Annotated in this window: 24 protein-coding genes and 2 tRNA genes; 9 read left to right on the top strand and 17 right to left on the bottom strand. The window is 44.1% G+C overall.

All coding sequences use genetic code 11. The features are described from left to right. Nucleotides 1–79 precede the first annotated feature (79 nt). Entirely contained in the window at nucleotides 80–892 is an 813-nt protein-coding gene (locus tag S4054249_RS20400) for an SDR family NAD(P)-dependent oxidoreductase (protein ID WP_046354888.1), read from the top strand. Here S4054249_RS20400 and S4054249_RS20395 read toward each other — a convergent pair. Beyond that, complete coding sequence (locus tag S4054249_RS20395; protein WP_046354889.1) at nucleotides 889–1779, bottom strand: LysR family transcriptional regulator; 891 nt, start codon at nucleotides 1777–1779, stop codon at nucleotides 889–891. The genes S4054249_RS20400 and S4054249_RS20395 overlap by 4 nt on opposite strands. A gap of 98 nt (nucleotides 1780–1877) precedes the next feature. Here S4054249_RS20395 and S4054249_RS20390 point away from each other — a divergent pair, with 98 nt between their 5' ends. After that, entirely contained in the window at nucleotides 1878–2870 is a 993-nt protein-coding gene (locus S4054249_RS20390) for a zinc-dependent alcohol dehydrogenase family protein (RefSeq protein ID WP_046354890.1), read from the top strand. A gap of 316 nt (nucleotides 2871–3186) precedes the next feature. Here S4054249_RS20390 and S4054249_RS20385 read toward each other — a convergent pair whose 3' ends face one another. The 5 genes from S4054249_RS20385 to S4054249_RS26670 form a co-directional block, all read right to left on the bottom strand. Continuing rightward, nucleotides 3187–3570, bottom strand: a complete 384-nt coding sequence (locus S4054249_RS20385) for a hypothetical protein (protein ID WP_046354891.1) — start codon at nucleotides 3568–3570, stop codon at nucleotides 3187–3189. Then, nucleotides 3567–4163: a hypothetical protein gene (locus S4054249_RS20380; RefSeq protein WP_052960878.1), complete on the bottom strand. Its 597-nt coding sequence runs from the start codon at nucleotides 4161–4163 to the stop codon at nucleotides 3567–3569. The genes S4054249_RS20385 and S4054249_RS20380 overlap by 4 nt, the downstream gene beginning before the upstream one ends. A 190-nt stretch (nucleotides 4164–4353) precedes the next feature. Next, the gene (locus S4054249_RS20375) at nucleotides 4354–5730 is read right to left on the bottom strand and encodes a class II fumarate hydratase (protein ID WP_046354892.1); all 1377 of its coding nucleotides are present in this window, start codon (nucleotides 5728–5730) and stop codon (nucleotides 4354–4356) included. Nucleotides 5731–5738: 8 nt separating this feature from the next. After that, nucleotides 5739–6110, bottom strand: a complete 372-nt coding sequence (locus tag S4054249_RS20370; RefSeq protein ID WP_046354893.1) for a hypothetical protein — start codon at nucleotides 6108–6110, stop codon at nucleotides 5739–5741. A gap of 95 nt (nucleotides 6111–6205) precedes the next feature. Next, on the bottom strand, nucleotides 6206–6376 hold the full coding sequence (locus tag S4054249_RS26670; RefSeq protein WP_155401346.1) for a hypothetical protein: 171 nt from the start codon (nucleotides 6374–6376) through the stop codon (nucleotides 6206–6208). A gap of 197 nt (nucleotides 6377–6573) precedes the next feature. Here S4054249_RS26670 and S4054249_RS20365 point away from each other — a divergent pair, with 197 nt between their 5' ends. Then, nucleotides 6574–7164, top strand: coding sequence for a DUF938 domain-containing protein (locus tag S4054249_RS20365; RefSeq protein WP_046354894.1), 591 nt, complete (start codon nucleotides 6574–6576; stop codon nucleotides 7162–7164). Here S4054249_RS20365 and S4054249_RS20360 read toward each other — a convergent pair. The 4 genes from S4054249_RS20360 to S4054249_RS20345 are packed head-to-tail and all read right to left on the bottom strand — an operon-like array spanning nucleotide 7144 to nucleotide 12770. After that, a complete protein-coding gene (locus tag S4054249_RS20360; protein WP_145925093.1) occupies nucleotides 7144–8295 on the bottom strand; it encodes a GNAT family N-acetyltransferase in 1152 nt (383 codons plus the stop codon). The two genes, S4054249_RS20365 and S4054249_RS20360, sit on opposite strands and share 21 nt — an antisense overlap. Next, the gene (locus S4054249_RS20355) at nucleotides 8291–9562 is read right to left on the bottom strand and encodes an alpha/beta hydrolase (protein ID WP_046354896.1); all 1272 of its coding nucleotides are present in this window, start codon (nucleotides 9560–9562) and stop codon (nucleotides 8291–8293) included. Before S4054249_RS20355 ends, S4054249_RS20360 begins: the two co-directional genes overlap by 5 nt. Next, complete coding sequence (locus S4054249_RS20350; RefSeq protein WP_046354897.1) at nucleotides 9538–12288, bottom strand: ATP-binding protein; 2751 nt, start codon at nucleotides 12286–12288, stop codon at nucleotides 9538–9540. The genes S4054249_RS20355 and S4054249_RS20350 overlap by 25 nt, the downstream gene beginning before the upstream one ends. A gap of 20 nt (nucleotides 12289–12308) precedes the next feature. After that, nucleotides 12309–12770 (bottom strand): Lrp/AsnC family transcriptional regulator, encoded by a 462-nt coding sequence (locus S4054249_RS20345; RefSeq protein WP_046354898.1) that lies wholly within the window; start codon nucleotides 12768–12770, stop codon nucleotides 12309–12311. 137 nt (nucleotides 12771–12907) lie between these two features. On the opposite strand from S4054249_RS20345, the gene S4054249_RS20340 reads away from it, so the two are divergent. Beyond that, nucleotides 12908–14101, top strand: a complete 1194-nt coding sequence (locus tag S4054249_RS20340) for a PrnB family protein (RefSeq protein WP_046354899.1) — start codon at nucleotides 12908–12910, stop codon at nucleotides 14099–14101. After that, on the top strand, nucleotides 14091–15200 hold the full coding sequence (locus S4054249_RS20335; protein WP_046354900.1) for an aminotransferase class V-fold PLP-dependent enzyme: 1110 nt from the start codon (nucleotides 14091–14093) through the stop codon (nucleotides 15198–15200). The genes S4054249_RS20340 and S4054249_RS20335 overlap by 11 nt, the downstream gene beginning before the upstream one ends. On the opposite strand, the gene S4054249_RS20330 is transcribed toward S4054249_RS20335, so the two are convergent. From S4054249_RS20330 to S4054249_RS26665, 4 genes are all read right to left on the bottom strand, one after another. Continuing rightward, a complete protein-coding gene (locus S4054249_RS20330; protein ID WP_046354958.1) occupies nucleotides 15189–15941 on the bottom strand; it encodes an MBL fold metallo-hydrolase in 753 nt (250 codons plus the stop codon). The genes S4054249_RS20335 and S4054249_RS20330 overlap by 12 nt on opposite strands. A 155-nt stretch (nucleotides 15942–16096) precedes the next feature. Further along, nucleotides 16097–16189: transfer RNA gene (locus S4054249_RS20325), tRNA-Ser, on the bottom strand. A gap of 18 nt (nucleotides 16190–16207) precedes the next feature. Further along, nucleotides 16208–16298, bottom strand: a tRNA-Ser gene (locus tag S4054249_RS20320). A gap of 200 nt (nucleotides 16299–16498) precedes the next feature. After that, nucleotides 16499–16648, bottom strand: coding sequence for a hypothetical protein (locus S4054249_RS26665; protein ID WP_155401347.1), 150 nt, complete (start codon nucleotides 16646–16648; stop codon nucleotides 16499–16501). 287 nt (nucleotides 16649–16935) lie between these two features. On the opposite strand from S4054249_RS26665, the gene S4054249_RS20315 reads away from it, so the two are divergent. Beyond that, the gene (locus tag S4054249_RS20315) at nucleotides 16936–17778 is read left to right on the top strand and encodes a diacylglycerol/lipid kinase family protein (RefSeq protein WP_155401348.1); all 843 of its coding nucleotides are present in this window, start codon (nucleotides 16936–16938) and stop codon (nucleotides 17776–17778) included. Here the strand turns inward: S4054249_RS20315 and S4054249_RS20310 are convergent. Further along, nucleotides 17753–18679: a DMT family transporter gene (locus tag S4054249_RS20310; protein ID WP_046354902.1), complete on the bottom strand. Its 927-nt coding sequence runs from the start codon at nucleotides 18677–18679 to the stop codon at nucleotides 17753–17755. The genes S4054249_RS20315 and S4054249_RS20310 overlap by 26 nt on opposite strands. Before the next feature lie 112 nt (nucleotides 18680–18791). Here S4054249_RS20310 and S4054249_RS20305 point away from each other — a divergent pair, with 112 nt between their 5' ends. Continuing rightward, nucleotides 18792–20228 (top strand): PLP-dependent aminotransferase family protein, encoded by a 1437-nt coding sequence (locus S4054249_RS20305; RefSeq protein ID WP_046354903.1) that lies wholly within the window; start codon nucleotides 18792–18794, stop codon nucleotides 20226–20228. 33 nt (nucleotides 20229–20261) lie between these two features. On the opposite strand, the gene S4054249_RS20300 is transcribed toward S4054249_RS20305, so the two are convergent. Next, nucleotides 20262–21050 (bottom strand): YggN family protein, encoded by a 789-nt coding sequence (locus S4054249_RS20300; protein ID WP_046354904.1) that lies wholly within the window; start codon nucleotides 21048–21050, stop codon nucleotides 20262–20264. A gap of 346 nt (nucleotides 21051–21396) precedes the next feature. Between S4054249_RS20300 and S4054249_RS20295 the strand changes: the two genes are divergently transcribed. Continuing rightward, nucleotides 21397–21579, top strand: a complete 183-nt coding sequence (locus S4054249_RS20295) for a PA3496 family putative envelope integrity protein (RefSeq protein ID WP_046354905.1) — start codon at nucleotides 21397–21399, stop codon at nucleotides 21577–21579. 44 nt (nucleotides 21580–21623) lie between these two features. Here the strand turns inward: S4054249_RS20295 and S4054249_RS20290 are convergent, their stop codons facing one another. Beyond that, entirely contained in the window at nucleotides 21624–22073 is a 450-nt protein-coding gene (locus tag S4054249_RS20290; RefSeq protein WP_046354906.1) for a c-type cytochrome, read from the bottom strand. Nucleotides 22074–22437: 364 nt separating this feature from the next. On the opposite strand from S4054249_RS20290, the gene S4054249_RS20285 reads away from it, so the two are divergent. Continuing rightward, nucleotides 22438–26502, top strand: coding sequence for a S8 family serine peptidase (locus S4054249_RS20285; protein WP_046354907.1), 4065 nt, complete (start codon nucleotides 22438–22440; stop codon nucleotides 26500–26502). The last annotated feature ends 10 nt before the right edge of the window (nucleotides 26503–26512 follow it).

Here is a 26512-nt window from a genome sequence, read left to right as displayed (position 1 = left end):
CACTATTATCAGTACGAGTTAGGTGTATTAAAGTGATAAGCAGATATTTTTGACTCGGCTATCGTGCAAAGGGGAGCGCATGAGTAAAACCATTTTAATTACCGGATCGACAGATGGCATTGGCAAAGCCTGTGCAATTACTTTGTTGATGCAGGGGCATCATGTGTTATTGCATGGTCGCAACCAAGATAAGCTCAATGCATTGTGTGACGAGCTAGCAACGCGCTTTGGCAGTGAGCGTGTTGCAGGATATTGTGCGGATCTGTCTATTTTGGCGCAGGTCTTTGCTTTGGCAAAGGCTGTCAGCGTGGAGCACGCTCAGTTGGATGTATTAATCAATAATGCTGGGGTGTTCAAAACCGCACAAACCTTGACTCCTGATGGGTATGATATGCGCTTTATGGTCAACACCATTGCGCCTTACATCTTGACGCAAGCACTGTTAGACATAGTGCCAGAACAAGGGCGAATCATTAACTTATCATCTGCGGCTCAGTCACCATTTGAGGTCAGTGAATTATTAGTGCCCAGCAACCTCTCATCGGGGGCGGTGTATGCAAAAAGTAAATTGGCGCTGACAATGTGGTCAATGTGTTTAGGTGCACAGTTAAAAGCAAGTGGTCCGTGTGTGGTTGCGGTGAATCCCAAGTCTTTTTTAGGCAGTAAAATGGTACAAGAAGCGTATGGCATGCAAGGCAGTAGCGTGCAACTGGGGGCAGATATTTTAGTTGAAGCGGCTTTATCTGAGCGCTTTGATGAAGCGGGCGGACTGTATTTTGATAATGATATTGGTGAATTTAGTCCACCTCACCAAAGTGCCTTGGATCAAGATGTACAGGTTAAATTAATGGAGGCCTTAGAGCGACTGCATCAACAAGCGAAGTCAGTTTAGTCCCAATAAGGGACTTTTCCGATATACGCTTTGAGGTAATCAATAAACACCCGCACTTTGGGGGCTAACATGCGAGAGCTTGGGTAGACCGCCCACAATGCGGTGTCGTTTACGAGGGGAGACCCCTTTAACACCTGAACCAACTTGCCTTCTTGTAGTGCTTGATAGGCACACCACATTGAGCACAGTGTGATCCCCATACCGCGTATACAGGCATCTCGAATGGCTTCGCCATTGTCTATATGCAAACCACTGATGGGTTTGAATTTGATGTGCTGAGTACCACCTTCAAACACCCAGTGATCTATGCCGGTTAAGTTAATTAAGGGGTGGGTGTTAAGCTGCTCAATCGACTCGGGCGCACCATGCTGGGCGATATACTCAGGCGATGCACATAAAATGCGCTTATCGCTGGCAAGCTTGCTGGCGATCAGTGAAGAGTCGCTCAGTGCGGCATTGCGGATCGCCACATCGAAACCACCTTCAACCATATCAACGATGCTGTCACTCAAACGGAGATCTATCTTCAGTTCTGGGTAGCGCTGTGTAAATTCTGCCAATGCTGGCACGATGTGCATTCTTCCGAATGAGGCGGGCGCGGTGATCCGCAATGTCCCCTGTGGTGTGTGACTTCCCGCACCAATGGCGGCTTTAGCGACTTCAACACTTTCTAGTACAGATTCTGCATGAGGTAAAAAAGCCAGCCCTTCTTCCGTTAAAGCCACTTTGCGGGTGGTGCGATAGAGCAGTTGTGTTTCCAGAGTTTCTTCTAACTTATTAATGTGGGCGCTGGCAACCGCCGCAGAGAGCCCGAGTTCTTTACCTGCTAGGCTAATGTTATGCGTGGCGGCGATTCGGGTGAATAACTTTAAATGTGCAATGTTCATTATCAATCAAATCTAAAAACTGATTGTATTTATATCGATATTATCAAAAGTATAGTTAAAAAATATACTGTTTGTATTCACTGAACGAGGATTTAATCATGAAAGCAATGGTCATCAATGAATTTGGCGGTACGGACGTATTTACACAAACAGAAGTGGCGAAGCCAGAAGTCAGCGCAGGGCAGGTTCGCGTGAAGGTTATGGCGAGCAGTATTAACACGGTAGATATGATGATCCGTGAAATGGGACCAGCACTGCCACTATCACCTCAACTTCCTGCGATTTTAGGTATGGACTTTGCTGGTGTGATTGAGTCAATTGGCGAGGGAGTGGAGAGTTTTCGTGTCGGTGATGAGGTCTATGGTTGCGCGGGTGGACTGGCTGACTTGCCAGGGGCATTGGCTGAGTACATGATTGCCGATGCCAATCTAATTGCACATAAACCGACTTCATTGAGCATGCGTGAGGCCGCAGCACTGCCATTAGTTGGGATCACCGCATACGAAGGGTTGGTGCGTGCGGGTGTTGCACAAGGTCAGCGCGTACTTGTGCATGGTGGTGCCGGCGGTGTAGGGCATGTAGCGGTGCAGATAGCATCACATTTTGGTGCCGAGGTGTATGCAACCGGTTCTAAACCGGATCAACTTGATTTAATAACACGTATGGGGGCGACGCCAATAAACTATCAAACAGAATCGGTCTCCGATTATGTGGCAACGCATACGCAAGGGGCAGGTTTTGACGTGGTGTACGACTCGGTAGGCGGGGCAAACTTATTGAACTCGTTTGAAGCGGCTGCGCTCAACGGCCAGGTTGCGACGACGGTGTCGCTGGCTGAGATTGATTTATCTGTGGCGCATTTTAAAGGGTTGTCTTTGCATGTGGTCTTTATGCTTATTCCCATGCTTCACAATGTGAAACGCGCGGACCATCACCATATTTTGGCGAGCATGGCTGAGATCGTAGATGCAGGTAAACTCAGCCCTGTTTTGGATGCATCCGATTTTAGTTTTGCGCAAGTGGGCAATGCGCATGCGCGTTTGGCCAGCGGCCAAGCCATGGGTAAAGTGGTCGTAAGCAATCATTGGTAGCCATTACAGACCACGATTTGTTGCAGCAATTAAAATTAGGTGCAGATTTAACAATGTACCGCTATGATAAAATTATGTATCTAAGCGTATGAGTTGTCAGTGTCTTTTTATCTATTGTCGTTATTGTTGATGTTTGCGTTATTTGGCGTAGCATCGACTTATTTGTTGCGCTTTATGTATTGTTATTGGATCAAAAAGCGTTTGGTATTGTCTTATTTGGGATCGGCAGGGTTGTGTGTTTTGCTGGTCGTCCCATTGCTGTTACTGAACCACTTTTTGGTGGGGTAGGCAGTGAAAATACTCACTGCCTATCAGGTCATTTTAATACGATGGATTGGCATTCATTGCTAATACACAAGGCTTGCACCGGTAATACGGGTTCGCAAATCTCGCTGGCAATTTTATTTTGGTTTTCAGATTGCTCTGCTAAAGTGACGGCTTTCGCTGCGCGTTCAACGTCTGCTTCATTCACATTCCGTGACGAATACACCAGATAGCGGCTCGGTCCGCCACAAGTCAACCGTTCTCCAACAGGGATCACTTTACATTGAAAGCTGGCATCACACCCTTTGTCTGCAATTATCTGTTCAAGCGAATCGCCGGAATGGGCCGCGGCAGATTGTGATCCTGAGTCGGTGGCTACACAGCCTGTCAGAAACATCAGTGATAGACCAAAAGCAATGCCGAGTTTACACTTCATCGATAGTCCCTAGTTGGTGATTTATTAGTACCACCTAGTGTAACACAAGTATTTTCAACACATTGAGTTGTTGGCTGACGTAAATGCTCACAAATGCTGATCATGCCGTGTTTGGCATTGTACTGCGCCTCGCTATCGGTGAGTTTCTTAGCCAGTTCGTAAACTTTGTTTTGATCCGCGGTTTTTGTTGAGAATAACAAGTAGCTAGAAGGCCCACCGCATGCGCGGCTACCCACAGGAATGGCCAAACATTGGCTGTTACTGTCACAGCTTTTGTCTTTGGTAATGAAGTTTAAATATTTGTGTTGATTTTGGATCCCAGCTTGAGAAATTTCATCCTCGTTATAATGGGCAATGGGCTCCGCTTTGGTGATCATTTTAGCCGGGGCGGGCTTGCCATGGCCGGTATCATGTCGTACCGCTGATTTAGTTTGTAGCTGCGCCGGTGCCAGTTGTTTTTTATTTTGCTTAACCGGTTGTTCTGCAACTTGTGGCTGCGCTTGTTGTGACTGAGATGTGTCAGAGCCGGCCTCTGTACTGGAACATCCTGAAATAACCAATAGGCTAGCAAGTGTTAGCTTAAATGCGTTCATAATCTATCCTGTTTTTTTTTAACAGTGTGCCGTGCTTTGTGCAGAGATACAAGCGCGGCACGCTAGGGGTTGAGCAACTAATTGAGTGATAACTGACCTAATTTAGTGGGCCACAGCTCGCCTGTATCATGGCTGAATAGCCTCAGGCGAGTGTTGCACAAACCCTGTATAAGATTAGAGCGCTTTTTGCTTATAGACCACCCTCGGTCAGTTTTTGTGGATCAAGCAGTGTTTTAAGCTCATCTTCACTCAGATCTGTGTGCTCTGCAGCCACTTCAATAATTGGACGACCTTCTTTGTAGGCTAATTTTGCAATCGCTGCGGCTTTTTCATAGCCGATCACCGGATTTAGCGCAGTCACTAAAATTGGGTTACGCGATAGTGCACGTTGAATGTTCTCTTCGTTTACCTTAAATGTTGCGATGGCTTTATCAGCGATTAAACGAGAGATGTTTGCCAACAGCTCAATGCTTTGCAAGATGTTGTAGGCAATCACAGGTAGCATAACGTTAAGCTCAAAGTTACCTGACTGGCCACCAACCGTGATTGTGGCATCATTACCGATCACCTGTGCGCTAACCATTGCGGCCGCTTCAGGAATAACTGGGTTCACTTTTCCTGGCATGATTGAAGAGCCAGGTTGCAGTGCTTGCAGTTCAATCTCTGCCAATCCTGCCAATGGACCTGAATTCATCCAACGCAAATCATTGGCAATTTTCATATTGGCAACTGCTAATGTCTTTAATTGGCCAGACAGTGCCACGATGGCATCTTGTGAGCCAATGTTGTAGAAGAAGTTTGGACTCGGGTTAAAGCGAATACCGACGTTGCTGCTTAAGTAAGTATTAAATGATGCTGCAAATTGCTTGTCTGCGTTCACACCAGTCCCTACCGCTGTGCCGCCTTGGCCCAACTGGTACACTTTTTCTAGAGATGACAAAATGCCTTCGTACGCTGAGTCAATTTGTTGTTGCCAACTGCTGAGTGTTTGGGCAAAAGTCACAGGCATCGCATCCATCAAATGTGTACGACCTGTTTTTACATGATGGCCTACTTCTTTGCTCTTTCTTTCAATAGTTTGTGATAAATGTTTCAGCGCGGGTAGTAGTTCATAGACCGCAGAAGTTGCACTACTGACATGAATCGCCGTTGGGATCACATCATTAGAGCTCTGCCCCATGTTCACATCGTCATTGGGGTGGATACTCAAGCCACTTTGCAGGCTGGCAAGGGTGGCGATCACTTCATTGGCATTCATGTTTGAACTGGTGCCAGAGCCGGTTTGAAATACGTCGACTGGGAATTGGTCTAGATGAGCACCATCAATGATTTGTTGACATGCCGCCGCAATCGCTTTGGCTTTATCTTGATCTAGATGACCTAGTTGCGCATTCGCTTCTGCTGCGGCTTGCTTGATATAAGCAAGTGCACGCACAAAGCTGGTTGGCATGGTTAAGTCGCTGACTGGGAAGTTATTCACTGCGCGCTGTGTTTGTGCTTGGTACAGTGCGGTTTCTGGTACTTCTAAAGTACCCATGCTATCAGATGCGGTGCGGTAAGTGGTCATACTGACTCCTAGTTAAAAGGATTAAATTCGTGGCTGATGATCCTAGCTTCGCGTTCTAGGCGGTAAAAAGGCGCCATAGAGCGATGTTGTTTTTTATAAAAACGTTTTAGTGCTAGAAGCGGTTTATGAAGTTGCTCAAAGCACTGTTGTCGAAAGCTCTGATGAACAAGCGGATCTGCAATATGGTTAAGCAATTCAAAAAAGACACGTCGTAAATAGAGTTCTTGCAATAACACGCATGGTTTTTTTTCATACCATTTTGCCAGCTTGAATCCATCTTCGATAAAGTTGGCCACGTGCACAGGGGCATCTAAGTAAGGGCGTTGACATTGTGTATCTAAGCGGGGTTGAAACTGACATAGAACTTGCGGTGTAACCATGACGTATTATATTTTAGTGTAACGATAATTATTATCATTACACTAAAATAGGAGATTGGCAACCCTTATGCGGATTGGGAGTGATGGTGTTATTGTCAGTTGTAGCCCAAGATAAATTGTTCTGTGGTTTGATCTTTTTCCTGCTCCTTACTGCTGAGCATATCGGCGACTTCTTGTTGATAGGTTTGTTTGGACTCAGCGGTTTCTTGCTCAGGGATATGGCCTAAGCTTTGATTGGGCATATGTGTCACTTTTGAATACTTCATATTGGTATCTCCATACAGGGTTTTTGAACGGGTACACTAGGTACTTATAGTCAATACCAATGTTTTTTGCATACCATATACCAAATTTTTTTTATTCATATTTATCAGCGTAGTAAATAGACATTCAGAGTCACTCACTGCAAAATGAGAATCATATTGCGCCAACTCGGCGCGGAAGTGTTCTATTTAGGTGCAAAATGACAAAGCCATACTCGCAAGCATGTGAAAATAATAAAGGGCCAATTTTAGCGTATTTAGCGCCTTTCATCGGTGAGAAACGGAGTGTATTAGAAGTTGGATCCGGTACTGGCCAACATGCGGTGCATTTTGCCAAAGCACTTCCCCATGTGGTCTGGCAAACCGCAGATCTGCCGTGTAATCATGCGGGAATTATCAGTTGGTGTGAAGAAGCTGCGCTTGATAATTTACGTCTCCCCCTCGTACTTGATTTAAATCTGCAATGGCCCGTGGCACAGGTGCCCGTGATTTATACGGCGAATACGTTGCACATTGTTTCTAAAGCACTGGTAGAGCGCTTTTTTGCAGGTGTTAAGCGTCACCTTGCGAGTGACGGCAAGGTGGTGATCTATGGTCCATTTAACTACCAAGGTGCATTTACGTCTCAAAGCAATGCCCAGTTTGATGCATTTTTAAAGTCTCGTGACCCAGACAGTGGGATCCGTGATATTGAATGGATCACGGAGCTGGCCGCAGCAGCACATCTTAAATTGGTGGCTGATCATGCAATGCCAGCCAACAACCGACTACTATGTTTTGAACGGCAGTAGTGTCTTGCACTGGTGTGCGTAATGAGCAATTTGGCTGCGCTCGGTATTGATAAAGTCATCAATCGCTTGGCTGAATAAAGGGTGGCAGATGGTGTGATATGAGCGCGTAAACACCGGCTCAAACCCTCTCAGGAGTTTGTGCTCTCCTTGTGCACCAGCATCAAATCGGGCCAGATTATGTTCAATGGCATAGTTGATCCCTTGGTAGTAACAGAGCTCGAAGTGTAAGTGCTCACTATGTTCTAATGCACCCCAATACCTACCATATAATGTATCGTTGTCTTGCAGATATAAGCTTGCAGCAACCAATTCCTGTGTATCGGATTGGCCGTTTTTCCGGTAGGCACAGCATAGTTTTACTTGCTCAGGGATGGCATTGAATAACAGCTCGAAAAAGGCCCGTGTTAAGTAGCCATTATGTCCAGAGCGTTTACGGTAGGTATGACAGTAGCATTGATAAAAGAAATCGATGATATCTTTATTAATGTTTGACGTATCAAGCCAGACAATGGAGAGATCTGTGTTTTTAACCTTATCTCGCTCTTTGTTTATCATTTTGCGCTTACGTGCTTTCATCGTCGCTAAAAACGCATCAAAATTTGCATAATTCTGATTGTGCCAATGGAATTGCACCCCATGGCGCTCGAGTAGCTGCGTGCTAGACCAAATCTCCTCATTGCGCGGGAAATTGACATGCCAGCCTGACCAAGCCTGTTGTGCAGCTTCGTCATCGAGTACAGATTGAATGAATTGATAAAGTGCTTCAGTGGGCGTTTCACATAAAAGTCGCGGACCGACGACTGGCGTAAATGGTACACCGGATAACCACTTGGGATAGTAATCTAGATTATGGCGCTCATACGCTTCGGCCCATGCCCAATCAAATACATACTCTCCATATGAGTGACTTTTAATATACCCAGGCAAAATGGCAACTGGGTGTGTGGTGTCGTGCTGGTATATCACTAAATGATAAGGCTGCCAGCCTGTTTGACGGCTTACACTGCCGCTGAGTTCAAGGGCTGACAACCAAGCATAATTAGTAAATAAACTATCACCGGCCAAATGCTGCCAATGTGCTTGCTCTATGGCGTTAATGCTGGTCACAAACTGATGGCGATACGGTTTAATGGACATGATGATTTAAGAACTCACTCAATTGCTTAACCAAGCCCGCGTAATCAGGGTTAAAAGTCACTCGCGCGAATGGCATATGTGCGGATTTATTGGTGCTGTGGTGTTCGCCAAATATGATTTGCGCGGCTGATTTACATGTTTGATAGGCGGTGGCATCTTCAAAATAGCTGCCGCAATGGCGATATGCGCCTTGTTCACCATAGTAAGGGTGATTTTGTGGTATGAGCAAACCAACGTGAGACATATCGATGACCTTGTCTAGCTTATCAATGCGTGTGAGTGTAATACGTTGGTCAAGCTCAATGGGATTATTAGCATATAGTCTTAATGCGAGTGGGGCACGATGTGTTTTTGCCCATCGCGTGAGCAAATTCAATGTGGCTTGGCTGACTATGGTGGCATCAACATCACTCATGATTGTCAAGATGGGCAGATTTTCTGGCACGTTACTTTGCATCATATCGACCATGACATTATGTACCAAAGTCGCAGCGGCAAGTGGGAAAGACTCATACTTGGCAAAATCAAGGTCTGCATCTTCGTCTAGCCAATTCATAAATGGTAGCCAGTCTACCCACTGTGCCATCCAACTGTTTTTGTTATGCGACTCTGTGGCAGGGGCTACCAATGTCAAGGCTTTTAGGTTAGATGGTGTGCGCTTTTCAATCTCAAGGGTTGCTAATGCGCCACCAGTGGAAAACCCCATGATGGCAAAGTGTTTGAAATCTTGGCTGGTACGTTCAATGGCATAGCGTACATGGCGTTGCCAGTCGCGATTGGTCACGCGTCTTAAATCATCTGCTCCAGTGCCGTGACCAGGTAATAGCACGGTTCTAACGTTATAGCCTTGATGATATAAATCTTGCGCGATGGCATTAAAAATATAGGGAGAGTCAGTTAAACCATGGATCAATAAGATGCCTTTGTCTTGATTGCTATGTAACAACTGGTAAGGGGCGATATGATCAATGACTTGAGTTTGCTTCGCTTGGGCGGGCACCACAGAAGCCAATGGGCAGGGCAGCTCTGCACGTTTGTTACGCTGTAAGATTAATGCTCTGGTGGCATTGATGTAATCAGCATACGGCATATTTTTTGTCAGCGTTAGGGCGGCGGGGCCGACATTCTTGGCATAACGGTACTCGCCTGTCTGTATACCTTCTAAGTATTGTTGATGATCTGCGGGCAGTGTTGTGCAGTCTTGTGCTGTTGCACTGACTACCCACAGGGTTGAGATTAAGCCGATGAATCTTTTGAGCATATTTGAGCGTAATGAGCCAGACATGCTCCTAGCTTATCGCGATCAAGGGGTTTTGCAAGGTGGCTGTTAAATCCAATGGCCAACGCATAGGCTTTGTCCTCAGGCATGACATCTGCGGTTAAAGCCACGATGGGTAAAGTGTGTTGGTCAAATTGCTGCCTGAGCGTTGAAGTGGCTTGATAGCCATCCAATATGGGCATTTGGCAGTCCATCAAGATCAAGTCAAACTTACCTTGTTGGGCGGCTGCAATGGCTTGCTGACCATTGGCAACCAATTCGTATTTTACGCCAAATGACTCTAACATTGACTTGATCACGATTTGATTCACAGGGTTGTCTTCGGCCACCAAAACACAGAGCCTGGCAATGTGCGTTTCATCAAATTTAGGTGGCGACGGGCTGATGGCTTCGCCAAATGGGCAGCGAAGTGAGAAGTGGAAATGGCTACCGATATCCACTTGGCTATCTACGCGTAAACTTCCGTCCATTCTGTCTGATAATTCCTTACTGATTGCCAAACCCAATCCGGTACCACCAAAGCGCCGAGAAGTAGAGTTATCTGCTTGTACGAAAGGCGAAAAGATATGTTCAAGGTGCGCTTTATCAATGCCAATTCCCGTGTCGGAAACACTAAACTGTACACGATAATCAGACTCACTTTCCGTCACTTCGCAGTGCAAACTGACTTGACCACTTTCAGTAAATTTAATGGCATTACTGCATAAGTTGATCAGCACTTGTTCTATTCTCAGCTCATCGCCTTTGAGCCAAACGGCATGATCGACATTACTGTATATCCGCCAACTTAACCCCTTTTCTTTTGCACTATTAGAAAACAGGTTGTCCATATGCCCAAGCAGCTTTTGTAAGTCAAAATTGTGCTGTTCGATATGTAGTTTATTGGACTCGATTTTAGTAATATCGAGAATATCATTGACCAGCCCTAACAAGGTTTTAGCAGACATATTGATGTGCTCAATATATTTTTTTACTACCTCTAAAGACTGTGAGGTTTGTGTTAAAGAAGCGAAGCCGATCACCGCGTTGAGTGGCGTACGGATCTCATGACTCATATTGGCAAGAAAGCGGCTTTTAGCTTGATTAGCTTGTTGTGCATCTTGCAGGGCAACATTGAGTGATTCAGTGCGCGCAGCAACCAAGTGGTTGAGGGCGATATTTTGATAATTGTAGAGCAATACAATAAAGGTGATCAGGGCGCAAATACACAACTGCAGTGTTAACAGCCAAATCGTTTGCTGGTGGTTTAAGTGGCTAATATAACTGTCTTTGATAGCTAAAGTTAAGCGCCAGGTTTGGCCTGCAAAGCGAATCTGTGTGCTGTAGTGAGTATCTGTATGATATGGGGTTTGCGCAGTATCATAATTGCTAAAAAAGGGCGTTTCACTGTTACCATCGTAAAAGGCGAGATCGTAGTTGTTGGCTTGTGTCATTTTGAGCACAGAGGTCAGTAAAACGTCGGTTTGTACCACCCCAATGGCATACCCTATGATATCGGCGTTGAGCGTTTGTTGTTGTGTGTCGTTGTGGCGAAATACAGGCGAAAATAGCACATAGGCTGGTTTCGCAGGTTGAGTCTGCACCAGTTTTACAACATTGGTAGCTCTTGGTTGCAAAATGATTTCAGGGTCTTCTAACGCAGCTTTACGATTCGCTCTTGAGTAAATATTGAAGCCTAAAGAGGCAAAGTTCTCCGCTTGTGGGGAGACGTATTTCACCACAACCATGGGATCGGTGTCATTAAGCGATGGGCCATGCAATGAAACTTCTTTGCGATAGAGCGTATCGAGCTCTTTTTGTAAGGTATGTGCCTCTGATTGTGGTATACGCTGCCCCCAAGAAACGGCAAACAAAAATGGATAACGTGACCTTTGTTGCTGTGCAATTTGCATAAATTTGCTGTGATCAAACTGAGGTTGGGATTGCAACTTGGCAGCAACCCCTTGTACCGCAAGCATACTGAGATTGACGTGCCGCAATACCACATTTTCGATGATATTGACTTCGCGTTGCGCTTCTCTTTGCGCGGCTTTTAAATTACCTTGATTATACAAGTAAGTGGTTGACGTTGCAGAAATAAATAGAATTGAACAGGTCGCAAATAAAATCCGTTTATGCTGGTAGCCGCGCGGAGTAAACACGGTCAAGTTTAAAAGCATCAGTAGCAAAGGCGTAAAAATTAAAATGCCCAAGCTGTCACCCAGCCACCAAGCAATGACATTTTGCCAGTGCTGTGAAAAAGCATATTGTGGATTAAACAGGCTCAAAGCGAGCATACCGATATTGGCTGACGTGACATTGGCAAATATGCCAACCAAAAGAACATAGTAGGCAATATTCTTTCTTGAACGCATCAATAGCGGGTCGCCAAGCCATAACCGCATTAAATATCCACCGAATAAGCCCTGTATAACCGCGCCTAATGCAACCACCGTCACTTGGATAATGTCGCTGTAATGCGCGATGTGTGTTTGCAGTCCAAAGTAGGTGGTCCAATTAAACAAGACTGACGCAATAAATATGGCTGGTGCAAAGCGCCACCCCCATAAAAAACAACCGACTAGGGCAATGCCTGCAGGCAGCCAAATGGGCAGGACTTGGTCTTGAAATGCGATAAGCGTGAAGAGTTTCCCAAAGCCAAAATAACCCAGTGCTAAGCCGATATAGGCAAAAGCATGATGCAGTGGCGAGCGGAACTGAATGTGCATAAGTTAAATGCCTTTAAAATTCATAGTGGCACTCCGCGTTTGTTAAAGGTCTGCTTCAACACAATGGTTGATTCAACAGCTGCAATAAACTCTAAAGAGGCGAGGCTATGTTTAACAAAGTGCTCATAACTAGGTAAATCCTCAGCGAGGATTTCCAACAAGTAGTCGTGGCTACCTGATACGACGGAGCAGCTTCTGACTTGTAGCAGTGCATCGACATGATTTTCGAAGCTTTCTGCTGCTTTTACTGAGTTTTTAGTCAATCGAATAAATGCGTAAACAAGCACAGAATAGCCGACAGCTGGCGGCGATATATCGGCATGATACCCCAAAATCACGCCATCTTGCTGAAGTTTTTTTACTCGGCGTAAGCAGGGGGTATCAGATAAACTAGCTTGCTCTGCAAGTGCGGCATTACTCAGGCGGGCATTTTGCTGTAATGCGCTGAGTAAAATTCTATCTTTATTATCAATGTCAGGCATATTAGTTAATTCTGCTATTTTTTTGCGTTTAAAGTCGATATTCCACTAATTGAGTTTAACGATTAATAAATAATTGGCAAATATCCCTTCTGATGTTTTGTTAGCCTGTCATTAATGCACTTTTCAGGATTTAAATCATGACAAAAAAAACAAAAAACTTTGATGACTGGATAAGAACTGAGTTTGTCATGCTGAACGATAAGTTAGAGGCACTCTATCGTGAGCAAGATGATCCGGCCAACGTGGAAGGGGTTGGTGATGAAACAAAACAGCAGTTGCTGTTGCAGGGCCAACATTATATTGAAGCTTTACTTAAAGAGGGTAATACCGACGAGGGCTTTGATAATGCGTTTGACCTACTTGGTAATGTTGGCTTGTACATGGCTTCATGTCGTCGTCATGAGTTGACAGAGCCAAGTAGAGAGCGACAATCCCCTTTAAAAGCGGCTTCGGCACTAGCAATGCATATTGGTTCATCTATAGGTGTGACGCCAAGATTTGCAACAGCACATCTAACAACACACAATACGGCAATTAATGGTATATACAAGCGGTTTACCAGCGATCCGGCAGAGAAGCTTTTTATCGACTATAACACCCGTGGTATTTTGGCTTATAAGCGTGCCGCAGAGGCGTTGTTAAAAGTACAGCCGCTGGGGATTTCACACCCTATGGCACCGATGTTGCTGGAAGAGGTGAAACGCGCGTTAGTGGATGTCATTAAGTCAAATCAGGCGCTGTTTCAACAATTAGACACGGCCTCATTTTTCTATGTTGTGAGGCCATACTACAAACCTTATCGAGTGGGTAAAGAGATCTACCGAGGTGCAAATGCGGGAGACTTTGCAGGGATCAATGTCATCGATATGATGTTGGGGTTATGTCAGGCAAATGACGTCGATTATGCGCAAATCTTAGTTGAAAAGCTGCTTTATATGATGCCAGAAGATCAGGCGACACTAAAAGAGTGTATGCGATTGCCAAATTTGCTCGATGCATTTTTGGACGCGCAGCAACATAGCCATGAAAATTGGTATCAAGAATCACTGAAAGTGTTTTTACAAGCGTGCAAATTACACGGCGATACGGCCATTCAGCACCACAATCAATTAGTAGAAAAATACATCTGTGGCCCAGCTAAAAACTTAGCTAATCAACATCTCGATAAAGTGACTGCCAGCGGGCCACCGCTACAAGTGCTATTAGGCCAGCTTGAAACCTTACGAGATAAAAGAGCCGCTGCGAAACGCACTGATCTTGAGACGCGATATGTTGATTTAAACAGATTACGTCAGTCTTTGAAAAACGCTGAGGTAGACCATGCAAGCTGATGACTTTTTTATGCCACAGGGCACTTATTTATTGAGTCATTCTGTTGGGAGAATGCTTAAAACGGCACCTGCGTATTTTACTGAGCAGTTTGTTACTCCGTGGCAGCAGCAAAATCGCGAGCCTTGGGCACAATGGTTGGAAGGTGTAATGCAGTTTAATCAGGCATTGGCGCAGTTATTCAATAGCCATGCGGATAATTTTTGTCCTCAGTCTAACTTGTCGAGTGGCTTGACAAAATGGTTAATGAGCCAAGCATCATTTCAAAACAGGCGGGTACGGGTGTTGCTTAGCGAAGAAGATTTTCCGAGTATGGGGTTTGTATTACAACAAGCACTGGATGACGTTGAGCTATGTTTTATTCCGATGGGCCAAGACATGAGTGATATTGCTAGTTGGCAAGCGCATTTAAATCAACACTACGATTTGGTATTTGTCAGTCATGTTTACTCTAACACCGGTCAGCTAGCGCCCGTTTCAGACATTATCCCAATGGCGAAACAATGGGGCTGTAAAGTGGTTGTGGATATTGCGCAATCTGCTGGCATATTGTCGGTAGATTTGTCCGCATGGCAAGCTGATTGTGTCATTGGGTCTTGTGTAAAGTGGTTGTGCGGTGGCCCTGGGGCTGGGTTTATTTGGGTGCCTTCTGCATCTTTGGCTGAGTGCCAACCAAAAGACGTGGGTTGGTTTTCCCACCAAAACCCATTTGAGTTTGATATTCATCATTTTGCAGCACATGAAACGGCATTGCGCTTTTGGGGCGGCACACCTTCAGTTGCACCTTATATTATGGCGGCCAATAGCATTGAAAGATTAGGACGTTTTGGCGTTTCCAAGATCCGCGAGCACAATCTACAGTTGCTAGAACACATATGGCAGGCACTGCCACAATATTGTATTTCACCAACCGATGCTGACTTGTGCTCAGGCACTGTGATTATCAATACCGGAGACAATCTCAAGCAATGCTTGACTGTTTTGACTGAGCATAATATTGCAGTGGATTCGAGGCGATATGGTTTGCGCGTTTCACCTCATATTTATAATACCGAGATTGAGATTGAGCAGTTCATTCGTGTCGTAAAGTCAGTTATTTAATCCGAGTGCTTTTTTGGTTTTAGCCTTTATAGAGCGCCAGTGTGTTACTGGCACTGTCGGCGCTAATTGCTCTAAACGTGTAAAGTCGATTTCATTGAAGGGGAGCTCCCCTTGGTGAGCCAAAATAATATGTGTGGGTTTGATCTCTTTGATCCGTTGTAATGAATTGCGATAGCGATTGGGGTAGAAAACTGGGTAAGGCGGTATACATTGACCTTTGACTTTGACAAAGAGATCGGCCACATACAGCTGTTGTGTGGTCTGGTTATATAGAGAAAGATCTCTGTCAGTGTGTCCTGGAGTGTGTAGCACTTGCCACTGCGAAAATTCCGGCAGGAACTCTTTATCAGATAGGTAATAATCTGCTTGGAGCTTCCTGTCATACCATAAGTTTTTACGTGCTTTGTTTTTTCGTCCTGCAACCCATAGGGCAAGAAAAATATCGGACCAATGCATTAAAATACCGTCAATACCGCTATACCAGTGACCGTCAATGTTGGCCGTGGCTATTTTAGCGCCTGTGCGCGCTCTTAAAATATGGGCCCCGCCAGCATGATCTGGATGCATATGTGTGACGACGATCAGTTTGAGATCGGATAATGATCTTGAAAGTTGATTACGGATATAGTCACATACCACGTCAACATCTGCGCGTGTACAGCCATCAAGTAGGAGTAACCGATCTGGATATTCAACCAAGTAGATCTGTTGAATGTAGCCTTCGATAAAGTGAATTTGCATTTGAGTCATCAAGTTCGCGAATGATAAATATATACATAACACATCTGACCAGTTTGTGAAGCGCAAAAATAAATGCGTTGATAAGGTACTTGAAATGAGGCGGTAAATTTTAGGCATAAAAAAACCGTCCATTGGACGGTTTTTTTACAAGATAATGGCGGAGGGGGAGGGATTCGAACCCTCGATAGGGCTACAAACCCTATACTCCCTTAGCAGGGGAGCGCCTTCAGCCACTCGGCCACCTCTCCGACGCAAAACTTTAAATATGGCGGAGAGATAGGGATTTGAACCCTAGATACGCTATTAACGTATGCCGGTTTTCAAGACCGGTGCTTTCAACCACTCAGCCATCTCTCCATGGGCAACGATAATACTTATGGAATGGGTCGCTGTAAATAGTTTTTTAATCGTTTGCTGAAAAAACAATCAAAAAAGCGAAGTTATTGAATTGTTTGCCTGAAATTTATACTTTTTGATATGGTGAGGTGAAGTTGTTGGCTAAAAATAAACCGAGATGACCATCATTGCATGGTCATCTAGTTGAGTGGAGTCACTATTTACTTATACATCACCGCATGACTAAGACTAAGTGCTCGTCCGATTTTACTCAACCAAGCCATCCACTGGATCTGAGGCTTTGTCGTTATGGTATTCACCGTTTCGTGCGCGGTCTGTGTATTGCCGCATGTTGCAGCTGAATTAAGCATAGTTGTACTCCAAGTAATTGACATTGTGATAATTTACTTGGCTATTTTGCATCCATAATGCGCAAAATTAAAACGATAAAAATTACCGCCGAAGCATTAAAAAATCTAATGAATAAGATATTCTTTAAGATTTAAATTTGAGCTAGTGGATATTTATTCAATGGTTTAATCATTGTTTTTTGGGTTTTGTGGGTTTAAAAGTGATCTAGTGAATATTTATTCAGATTAAATATATTTGGGGTTTTGTTTTGTTAGTTGTCTATAAGCCGCATCGCGGCAAACAATTTTTGTCAAATAAAGTATGGCTTGAGAAAACAGCCTTAAAACGGAGAGTCGCATTGCAATGGTATGCAACTTGTGGCTGTTTTGATGAGGATGTGATGCAAATAAAACGGCTGTTGATACATCACCAACAAGTGACAGTATTGGGCGGAGATGGCACGTTAAATCTGGTGGTGAATGCGCTGCTCAATGGTAATGAGCTTGATCAGATTGAAACACCAAAGAGGATGGCCATATTACCATGCGGTACCGGCAATGATTTTGCTCGCGCACTTGGGTATTCAACCAAGCAATGGCGTGAATCTATCTTTTCAGGGTGTGCTCGTCATATTGATGTAGGGAAAGTGAATACACGGTATTTCATTAATATGGCAGGTCTTGGTTTTAATGCTGAAGTGGTAGCTGCTATGGCAGGGAAAAAGCGCTTTGGGGCATTGAGTTATACGTTATACGGGGTAGCAAAGTTATTCACTTATCGAGGCGTGACTTTGAAGGTAAATGGATTTGAGCAAGAAGTCATGATGTGTCTGTTCGCTAATGGTCGACACTTTGCTGCGGGGCTTACGCCTGCGCCAAGTGCGCGAGTAGACTGCGGTGAATTGCAGATGCTCACAATATGTACGCTATCTTTATCTAAGCGATTATTGTGTTTTGCATTGATGTTATTTGGTGTGCATACCAAGCTACCTTGGGTAAAGGTCTGTCATGGGCGACATTTTGACATAAGTACTGAAGGCGTCAGTATTGAGGCTGATGGAGATGTGATCGCAGCAACACCGGCGAAGATATCTGCTCTTGCGGCATCGCTGCGATTGAATATACCTAGTGCGGGTGGTGATAGTGCTTAGCCGCAGAAAATGGCATGTATTTGGTCAATATCTGTTTGGGCAGCAGTACTAATAGATTCCCTGCGCATATCAGGCCAAAGCCGATAAAGGTATTAACCTGCCAGGTGAACCCTTCAAATAAGGTGCTGAGTATCACTGCAACGATAGGAAATAAAACAATGATATAACTGGCTCGTTCTGGGCCAATATTTTTGAGTAACGAGAAATAACACGCAAAGGCGATCACAGTGCCAAAAATGGCAAGATATAACAGAGACGCCCAGTAGCTGGTATCTGCTTCAATGACAAAAGACAGTGGACTAAAAAGCGTATATGCGCCCAGTAATAGGCTGCTATAAAGCATGCCCCATGCGTTACCCTCTAATACACCAATTTTGCGATTTGAGTTACGAATACTCACCATATTACCGAGTGAGGCGGCAAACGTACCGAGCAGAGCCAATACTAATCCGATTAATGTGGCTGATGATAAATCCGTGCCTCCAAGCTCATGCCAAAATAGACAGACGATCCCTGTTACGCCAAGACCTGCACCAACATAGCTTTTGAATGCGATGGGTTTGGCAAAAAAGAGTCGTGTGTTGATCATATTTAATATCAACATAAACGAGAATGCGATTGAGGCCATGGCAGAGGATAATGTGCCCTGTGCCCAATACAGTAGTAAGTAATTGAGACCAAAATTACCAATGGCTAGGAGGATAAAAAAGCCATGATCAGTGAGGTTAAATTGCATGGGTAATTTTCGCCATAGCACAAACCCCCACATGCAGATCGCCGAAATAGCAAAACGGTAGAAAAGGGAAACAACTTCATTGACTTGACCTAATTGGAATTCGATTGCCAGCCAAGTTGATCCCCAAATAAGAACGGTCATTATGTATAACAGCCAATTTCTCATTATTGGTCCTTGTATGATTGGATTATTGCAGCAAGTAGCAGTTTACTCGGATAATCTGTGTATAATAGATACAGAAAAATGTATTTTTAACCTATACAGATGGACGTGTTGTATGCAGAGCGGACAGTTTCTCTACCAGCGTGTGATTGAAGTCATTAATGACATGATCTCACAGCAAGTGTTAAAGCCAGGTGAAAAGCTACCATCCTTACGCAAACTGGCGATGCAGTTGTCAGTGAGCATTCCTACGGTGAAGCAAGCTTATTATCATTTGGAGGGGCAGGGGCGAATTTACTCGAAAGAAAAGTCGGGGTATTTCTTATCTGATGCGGAACAAAATGCCTTACCAAGGCGTTGTCAATTGCCAATCAACCCAACTGAAGTGAACAAGCAGTCGTTAATAGAGCAAGTCTATGAAGGCATACATGCGCCACATCAGGCCAAATTTGGTATTGCTAACCCTGTCACGGCCATGAGTGATGAGGCTGTATTGGCAAAATTGATGCGCAGTACGTTAAAGCAAGCTGGTGAGCAAATTCTACAATATGGGGCGATGGATGGGCTGATGGAGCTCAAGCAGCAAATTGTGCAGCGTTATTTGCGTATGGGCTTATCTGTATCGTTGGACGATATTGTGATCACCAATGGTGCTCAAGAAGCTTTGGCCATCGCATTACAGTGTGTGACACAGCCAGGTGATGTGGTTGCGATTGAGTCCCCTTGCTACTTTGGCATTATAGAATTGATAGAAAATCTTGGCCTCAGAGCGTTGGAGATCCCAGTGTGCCCTGATGATGGCTTGTGGCTTGAAGACTTAGCCAAGGCGCTCACTCAGCACGATGTCAAAGCCTGTGTTTGTTCAACCAGTATTAATAACCCAATTGGCAGTGCTATGCCTGAAAACCGACGTCAGAGCTTGTTAAAGATGTTGGTAGAGCGTGATGTAATACTTATCGAAGATGACGTAAATGGTGATTTACACTTTACCAAACATCGCGCAAAACCCGCTCAGTTTCATGCAAAGCCGGGCCAGGTGATCACTTGTGACTCATTTTCTAAAACGGCTGCGCCGAGTTATCGTATCGGCTGGATGCTAGCCCCTGGATACGTGCAAAGAGCAAGGCGTTTTAAACGCGCATTAAGTTGTTCTTCATCACTGATAAACCAATGGGTGCTAGCTGAATACTTGGCTTCAGGCGCTTATGACCGACACATAAAAAAACTGCGTTTGAGGTTGCAAGAAAATAAGCAGAAGATGCTGTGTTGTATTCGCCGCTATTTTCCAGAGCAAACACGCATCAGCGACCCTAGAGGGGGTTGCGTTGTATGGGTAGAATTAGAGCCACAGTTTGATGGTGGCAAATTGTTTAATCGAGCGATTGCTGAAGGTATCAGTTTGGCACCTGGGCAGTTGTTCAGTGCTTCAGAGCGGTTTCAAAATTGTATTCGATTAAGTTATGGGCAGCCTTGGCATGAAATCCATGAAGTAAGCTTAAAAAGGCTAGGGGAGTTAATTACTATGATGATGAGCGATGAGAGCGAGCCTTAATAAGCGCTCGCTCAAAGAGTTGAAAATGAGTTGTTAATATTGATTTTGGCGCATTAATGCGTACCCAGATAAGGTAGGTATTGAATGGGATAATCTAGCCTCTTGTTGTGCGATTTGTGTAAATTGTTGGCAAAGGGCATCTGCGCGAGCTTCGAGTTGGTCTGCTTGTGCAGTGACTCGTTGTTCTATGTTTTCACCCATTTGCTCCATGCGTTGCTCAAATGTGTTGATATCGCCATTGGTATTTTTCATTTCAGAGCCCAGAGAAATCAGCAATGTACCAATTGATTCAAACATGGCGCTTTTCACTGCACTTTCTATTCTAGATTCAAACTCATGACCAAACCTTTCTCCAAAATTGTCCATGGTTTGCTCTCCCATAACGAAGCTGCCATCTTGGTAAAAAGTATTGTGTACTTCCTCGTTTAACTCCTCTAATACACCAGACAGCTCATCAAGGCTGTGTAAATTAAACGTCGTCGCTACCTCATCCAGGGCAACACCTGCAAGGGTGACAGCCTCTGTAGCCACTTCAGCAACTTTGGGAAGCTCAACACGTAATGTGTCTGCATAATTGGAGAGTGCTTGTTGTTGCTCAGGTGTCACAGTAATTGTTTGGCCATTGATAAGTAGATTACCATCGGCAGTGATCAGCATATGTTGGTTGTTGGCTTGTGTGATTGATACATCTTCTGGGGAAATTTTTACATCGTTTTGAAACTGTAACTGACAGTCATCATGAGTAATAGAAAAGTGATGGTCTGTGTGTGCGTAAGCAGATGCAGAAGATAAAATAGCGATAGATAATAATGTTGTTTTCATGGCATGGTTCTTTTTTTGTTGATGATATAGAGTAATAACCAAATATAATGCCAACTATAAAAAGCTATAATTATCAGTTTCTTATGTTTTTATTTTGGTCTCACTGCTGATTCATTTAACGATATTTAACTAAATTTTAGTTTTTCTGATGAATATTTAGCATGATTAGTTTTTTCAATCGTGACGATAAAAATCATTCACTGTCAAAGTGCCCTATTTCAAGCTAAATACTTTATTAGCTTTGGTGTAATTTTTCGTAGCAATTGTTTCTATGACGGATGCCGACCAGTAGGCTCAGATATCCGTGTTTATAAAGTTAAACTCTTTATGTAAATAGGAGCTTATCATGGGTAAAACATATTCCTATGATCCATTGGGTGATGAATATCAAGATGATTTAGGTGCGTTAAACGAGAAGGATGTGAATCAGCAGCGGCAGAAAGTCAGGAAAAAATTAGATGAATATTTGGAGCAAAAAAAGCTGCGACGGCATCTCGGTGATGACGACTTTGATTTTTTAGATGATTGATGGTTAATAGAGCGCATAAGCATGCGCTCTATTAAAGCGCATTGCTAGTCTTTAAATGACTTATGGCAATCTTTGCATCCTTTTGCCCAATTTCTAAAGGCCGGTGCAATCACTTTTTTATCACCTGATTCTGATGCGATGGCCAGTGCTTGTGCATATTCGGCAAAGTCAGCGGCTTTCTTATCAAAGGTGGCTCTGTCGCTCCAAATACTAGGTAGTGCGCTCGTATTCCCTTTGTCTGATCCTGTTACAAATGCTTCCCAAGGCATACTCGAAAGCTGCGCAGCATTGTGGGCGCGTTGCTTAAAGCGTTCTGCGTCAAACGGCACTTTTCCTTTAAGCATGTCACCCATATCGCCAATCTGATACCGGATCAGTTGAAAGGCTGCTTTACGGTATTCGATGGCGTCTTCCTTCTCTTCAAACATGGAATCGGCTTGTACTTGAAGGCTGATACCTGCAAGTAAAGTTAATAATGTTAATGACTTCTTCATTAATTGCCCCTTAAATAATTAATTCCTTACCTTTTTAAGGGTTTCTATATTATTTAGCAAGGTTCTGAGGCTAATGGTGGGGATATTTTCAGCCATTGAAAATAGTTTGTTGCTTTTTTAGGTCCTATTAAAAGCTTCTGTTTACAGTAAATTTATTTTAATTCCATTTACTTTCTTTTACATAACATTTTCCTTAATAAAAACATTGCTTTATGAAGTTGAATAAATTTAAAGTTCAAAAAATGTAACTTAATTGTATTTCCATTATTGCAATTAACCATGTAGTCACATTATATTGATGAATGATTCTACTCTCTTAAATATAAATAAACACCGAATTAAACAACAAGTCCTAGGGGAAACTATGGCCAAGTATTCATTTAAAGCGACAGCGGTAGCTATGGCTGTCTCAGGTGCGCTAACTGCAGCAGCAGTCAATGCTGCGACAGTAGATACGCATCATCGCGCATTTAATACCGAAATCTCTAAAGTTGACCAAGCAGAACTGCAAGAAAATCGTGCAGAAGCGTTCTTGGTAATTTTAAAGCAAGACACTGCAGCAGACTTAATGGCGCGCGGTAACTACTCAGTTAACGACGCACGTACAATGGTTACTGATGTTGAGTTGTTACAGACGTCTGTTAAGCGTGATTTAGCGGCGCTGAACGCAGATATTAAAGTTGTTGGCTCAACGAAGTTACTCGCATCAACACTTATCGTAGAAGCCTCTGATGAAGCGCTTGCGCAGATTAAAAAGAATAAAAGCGTAGAGCGTATCCTGCCGTTATACGATTACGAGTTACACGTAGCTGATGCAAATAATTACATCAAAGCAGCGCCAGTCAACTTAGCTGGTTTTACTGGTAAAGGTCAAAAAGTAGCAGTATTAGATACTGGTATCGATTACACACACCAAGTATTTGGTGGTGCAGGTACTAAAGATGCTTATGAAGCTGCACAGGCAGATCCGCGTGCAGTAGAATGGCCACAAGGTCAGGTGAAAGGCGGTTATGATTTTATGCGTAACGACCCGGATCCAATTGAAAGTGATCCTAACTTCCCTGATCCGACAAGCCCAGATGACGGTGCTTCTAGCCACGGTACATCTGTATCTCACTCAGTAACCGGTATTGCACCAGACGTTGAACTATATGTTTACTCTGTATGTGGTGGTGGTTGTCCTTTCGCAGCTCAGCTTGGCGCTTTAGAAGCGGCTATGGATCCAAATGGCGACGGTGACATCAGCGATCGCGTTGATGTAATTAACATGTCACTCGGTGGTGAGTTTGGTTCGACTGACCGCGAAGAAGGTACTCAGTTCCTTATCCATCAAGCAGTTAAAATGGGCACTAACGTTGTTATCTCTGCGGGTAACGATGGTAACCACCCATTCCGTATCGGTGGTCCAAGTACAACACCAAATGCACTTTCTGTAGGTGCAATGGGTCACCCAACGTTGAATGAGCTATTTGCACTAGGTACTATCAGCGGTGAGTCTGTTGAAGTAGGTACTGCAAGCTTTGGTCCGCAAGACCCGTTCTCGTTCTCAAACGAAGACACTGAAATTGTTTATCCTGAAACAAACCAAAATGGGTGTGACCTACCTGATCCGAATGACGCAGATGGCGCGTTAAATCCATTCGAAGGTATGGACTTCACAGGTAAGGCTGTACTTATCGACCGTGGTGCGTGTGCGTTCACTGAAAAAGCACTAAATGCACAAGAGAAAGGTGCTAAGTACGTTATCATTGCGAACAACGTTGCTGGTGGCGCGCCAGGCCTTGGTGGTTCAGATGACAATGTCACTATTCCAACAATTTCCGTAACTCAAGATGACGGTGCTAAGCTTAAAGCGACATTGGCTGCTGGTCAGCAACCAGTGTTCAAGTTCGGTATTGAAGCTCACCTTGCAATCGATACTGTCGCAGATTTCTCTTCTCGTGGTCCTTCAATGGATGGCCTATTGAAGCCAGAAATTACGGCACCAGGTGTAAACATTCAGGTTGCAGCAACAGGTACATACACTGAGCTAGCTGGTGCGACGGGTACTTCATTCTCTGGTCCAATTACTGCGGGTGCGGTTGCACTTGTACGTGAAGCACGCCCTGAACTAAGTGCATCACAAGTCAAAGCAGTTCTGATGAATACTGCGAACTTGAATGTATTCATGGAGCCTAAGTCAATCAATGCTGATGCGGCATTAGCGCCAATCAGTATCATTGGTGCGGGTCTAGTTGATGTTGAAAAAGCTGTGGCTTCACAAACGGTCGCATGGGTTAATCAAACTGACTATGATACAGCACAAGCTGCGCTATCATTTGGTTTTGATGTCCTAGATGAAACAACAACTTACACGAAGACGGTTCACGTTAAGAACTTCTCAGCGACTGATAAGACATACAATCTTCGCACTGAAGCGCGTTATGACAATGACGCAGCGTTAGGTGCCACGGCTTGGGAATTCCCAGCGTCAATCACTGTGCCGGCGGGTGAACAAGCTTCATTTGAAGTTAAACTGACAATTGACCCAAGCAAGCTACCAGCGTGGAGCCTACCTAATCCACAAAGTGCAAATGACTTAACGGCACGTGCAGATGCATTGACATTGTCAGAGCTTGATGGTGCGCTTGTATTTGATGATACATCGCTTGACGGTGACCACGATCTTCACATGGTTTACCATGTTTTACCGCGTGCAGCAGAGAGTGTCGCCCTTGAACTAATCGAAGACGACGGTCGTATCAAAGTAACCAATGATGGCTTCACGACGCTGAACGTGTACCCTGAGCAATTGATTGCAACAGGTGTTGAAGCAACAAAAGAAGACAAAGCGTATAACATCATCAGCTCTTCATTTAGCTTATTCGCTAATGAGTTCTGTGACACTGGCTTATTCTTCAATGCGTCAATTGAAATGCGTGATGAGCTAACAATTCACCGTCGCGCTGGTTACCAAATGAACCTAGATATCGATAACGACGGTATTTATGATTACGCGTTAGCTAACTACTTTGATGTAGGTCGTAGCGCAGCAGTTATTGGTCGTGCACGTACAGTAAGTGGTCCAATTGTTGATGGTGAACCACAATGGAGATTCCTAACTGCGATGTACCATGAAGGTGGTTCAAACACAGTTAAGTTCTCAGGCTGTAGTGATATTATCGGTCTAGACGGCGCTTCAATTGGCCAAGATATGATGATCCAAGCGATGGTTGGCCATAACAATTATCAGCTAGGCATTTACGAAGTTACTGACTCAGTAACTGGCTACGCTAGATTTGATGGCACGGCTGCTGCACTTGTAGATGATGCAGGTAATCAAGTAACTGAACTTGCACCTGGCGCGTCTGCTTATGCGATGAGTTATATGCCTATGACAGTGTCATCTGATAACCAAATCCTTGCAAGCGTCACATCAGACTTACTACCAGAAGTTGTAGTACCAATGGTTGCTGATGCTGATCTTGAAGTATCTGAAGATGCGGAAGTCGGTCACGTGATTGGTCAACTAGAGCTAGTTGAGCAAGACGGTGGTGCAAAACTTGATATGTTTGAGCTAGTTGCTCAGTCACATTCAGGTATCACAGTGCATAAAGATGGTTCAGTCGTAGTTGCTCAAAGCGATACTCCGCTGGATTACGACGCAGGTCTGATGCACGTTGAGCTAACAGTTGTTGCGCATGATGAAAAAGGCTTCAAATCAGAGCCGACAAATATCATTGTTGATATTCTAAATGCGGTTGATGAAGATTCTGAAAAAGCACCATATGTTGCTGAAGGTCAGGAATTCGATGTTGATGAAAATGCAGAGCTTGGCACTGAAGTAGGTCACCTTGAGTTTATGGATCAAGATGACAACGTAGCAGAGTTTGTTGTTGACGGTTCTGACGCAATCGCTATTGACGCTGATGGCCTAATCACAGTTGTTGGTGAAGTTGACTTTGACCTAGGTGAGTCTTTTGAAGTGACTGTAAAAGCAGTTGATGAAGACGGCTTAGAGTCTAAAGCAGTAACTGTTGTATTCAATGTTGAAGAAGATGAATACGAAGGCAAGCCGATGATCGAAGAAGGTCAGAGCTTTAACATCGAAGAGAATAGCCCACTGGGTACGGTTATCGGCCAGTTAACTTTCTCTGATTTCGACAATGATGTTATTGAGTTCATGGTTGCAGGTACTTCGCTAATCACTGTGAATGAGCAAGGTCAATTAATCGTTGCGGGTAACCTAGACTTCGAATATGACCGTCAATTCAGCTTTGACGTGAAAGCAAAAGATGCACAAGGCAAATACTCAGATGAAGTTCGTGTAGAAGTTCGTTTGATTGATGTTGCTGAAGACAACGGTGATGATGATGATTCAGGTTCACTAGCTTGGTTGACATTACTTGCTGCACCATTTGCTGCATTACGTCGTCGTAAACAAAAATAATCATATTCAT

The organism is Pseudoalteromonas luteoviolacea, from assembly GCF_001750165.1.
Taxonomy (GTDB): domain Bacteria; phylum Pseudomonadota; class Gammaproteobacteria; order Enterobacterales; family Alteromonadaceae; genus Pseudoalteromonas; species Pseudoalteromonas luteoviolacea_G.
Note: the sequence above shows the minus strand (reverse complement) of the source record. Positions and strands in the feature narration are given on the sequence as shown.

Excerpts from the sequence above, each read along its gene's own strand:
- S4054249_RS20400 (WP_046354888.1), top strand. The coding sequence starts at position 80 with ATGAGTAAAACCATTTTAATTACCGGATCGACAGATGGCATTGGCAAA.
- S4054249_RS20395 (WP_046354889.1), bottom strand. The coding sequence starts at position 1,779 with ATGAACATTGCACATTTAAAGTTATTCACCCGAATCGCCGCCACGCAT.
- S4054249_RS20390 (WP_046354890.1), top strand. The coding sequence starts at position 1,878 with ATGAAAGCAATGGTCATCAATGAATTTGGCGGTACGGACGTATTTACA.
- S4054249_RS20385 (WP_046354891.1), bottom strand. The coding sequence starts at position 3,570 with ATGAAGTGTAAACTCGGCATTGCTTTTGGTCTATCACTGATGTTTCTG.
- S4054249_RS20380 (WP_052960878.1), bottom strand. The coding sequence starts at position 4,163 with ATGAACGCATTTAAGCTAACACTTGCTAGCCTATTGGTTATTTCAGGA.
- S4054249_RS20375 (WP_046354892.1), bottom strand. The coding sequence starts at position 5,730 with ATGACCACTTACCGCACCGCATCTGATAGCATGGGTACTTTAGAAGTA.
- S4054249_RS20370 (WP_046354893.1), bottom strand. The coding sequence starts at position 6,110 with ATGGTTACACCGCAAGTTCTATGTCAGTTTCAACCCCGCTTAGATACA.
- S4054249_RS26670 (WP_155401346.1), bottom strand. The coding sequence starts at position 6,376 with ATGAAGTATTCAAAAGTGACACATATGCCCAATCAAAGCTTAGGCCAT.
- S4054249_RS20365 (WP_046354894.1), top strand. The coding sequence starts at position 6,574 with ATGACAAAGCCATACTCGCAAGCATGTGAAAATAATAAAGGGCCAATT.
- S4054249_RS20355 (WP_046354896.1), bottom strand. The coding sequence starts at position 9,562 with ATGCTCAAAAGATTCATCGGCTTAATCTCAACCCTGTGGGTAGTCAGT.
- S4054249_RS20350 (WP_046354897.1), bottom strand. The coding sequence starts at position 12,288 with ATGCACATTCAGTTCCGCTCGCCACTGCATCATGCTTTTGCCTATATC.
- S4054249_RS20345 (WP_046354898.1), bottom strand. The coding sequence starts at position 12,770 with ATGCCTGACATTGATAATAAAGATAGAATTTTACTCAGCGCATTACAG.
- S4054249_RS20340 (WP_046354899.1), top strand. The coding sequence starts at position 12,908 with ATGACAAAAAAAACAAAAAACTTTGATGACTGGATAAGAACTGAGTTT.
- S4054249_RS20335 (WP_046354900.1), top strand. The coding sequence starts at position 14,091 with ATGCAAGCTGATGACTTTTTTATGCCACAGGGCACTTATTTATTGAGT.
- S4054249_RS20330 (WP_046354958.1), bottom strand. The coding sequence starts at position 15,941 with ATGCAAATTCACTTTATCGAAGGCTACATTCAACAGATCTACTTGGTT.
- S4054249_RS26665 (WP_155401347.1), bottom strand. The coding sequence starts at position 16,648 with ATGCTTAATTCAGCTGCAACATGCGGCAATACACAGACCGCGCACGAA.
- S4054249_RS20310 (WP_046354902.1), bottom strand. The coding sequence starts at position 18,679 with ATGAGAAATTGGCTGTTATACATAATGACCGTTCTTATTTGGGGATCA.
- S4054249_RS20305 (WP_046354903.1), top strand. The coding sequence starts at position 18,792 with ATGCAGAGCGGACAGTTTCTCTACCAGCGTGTGATTGAAGTCATTAAT.
- S4054249_RS20300 (WP_046354904.1), bottom strand. The coding sequence starts at position 21,050 with ATGAAAACAACATTATTATCTATCGCTATTTTATCTTCTGCATCTGCT.
- S4054249_RS20295 (WP_046354905.1), top strand. The coding sequence starts at position 21,397 with ATGGGTAAAACATATTCCTATGATCCATTGGGTGATGAATATCAAGAT.
- S4054249_RS20290 (WP_046354906.1), bottom strand. The coding sequence starts at position 22,073 with ATGAAGAAGTCATTAACATTATTAACTTTACTTGCAGGTATCAGCCTT.
- S4054249_RS20285 (WP_046354907.1), top strand. The coding sequence starts at position 22,438 with ATGGCCAAGTATTCATTTAAAGCGACAGCGGTAGCTATGGCTGTCTCA.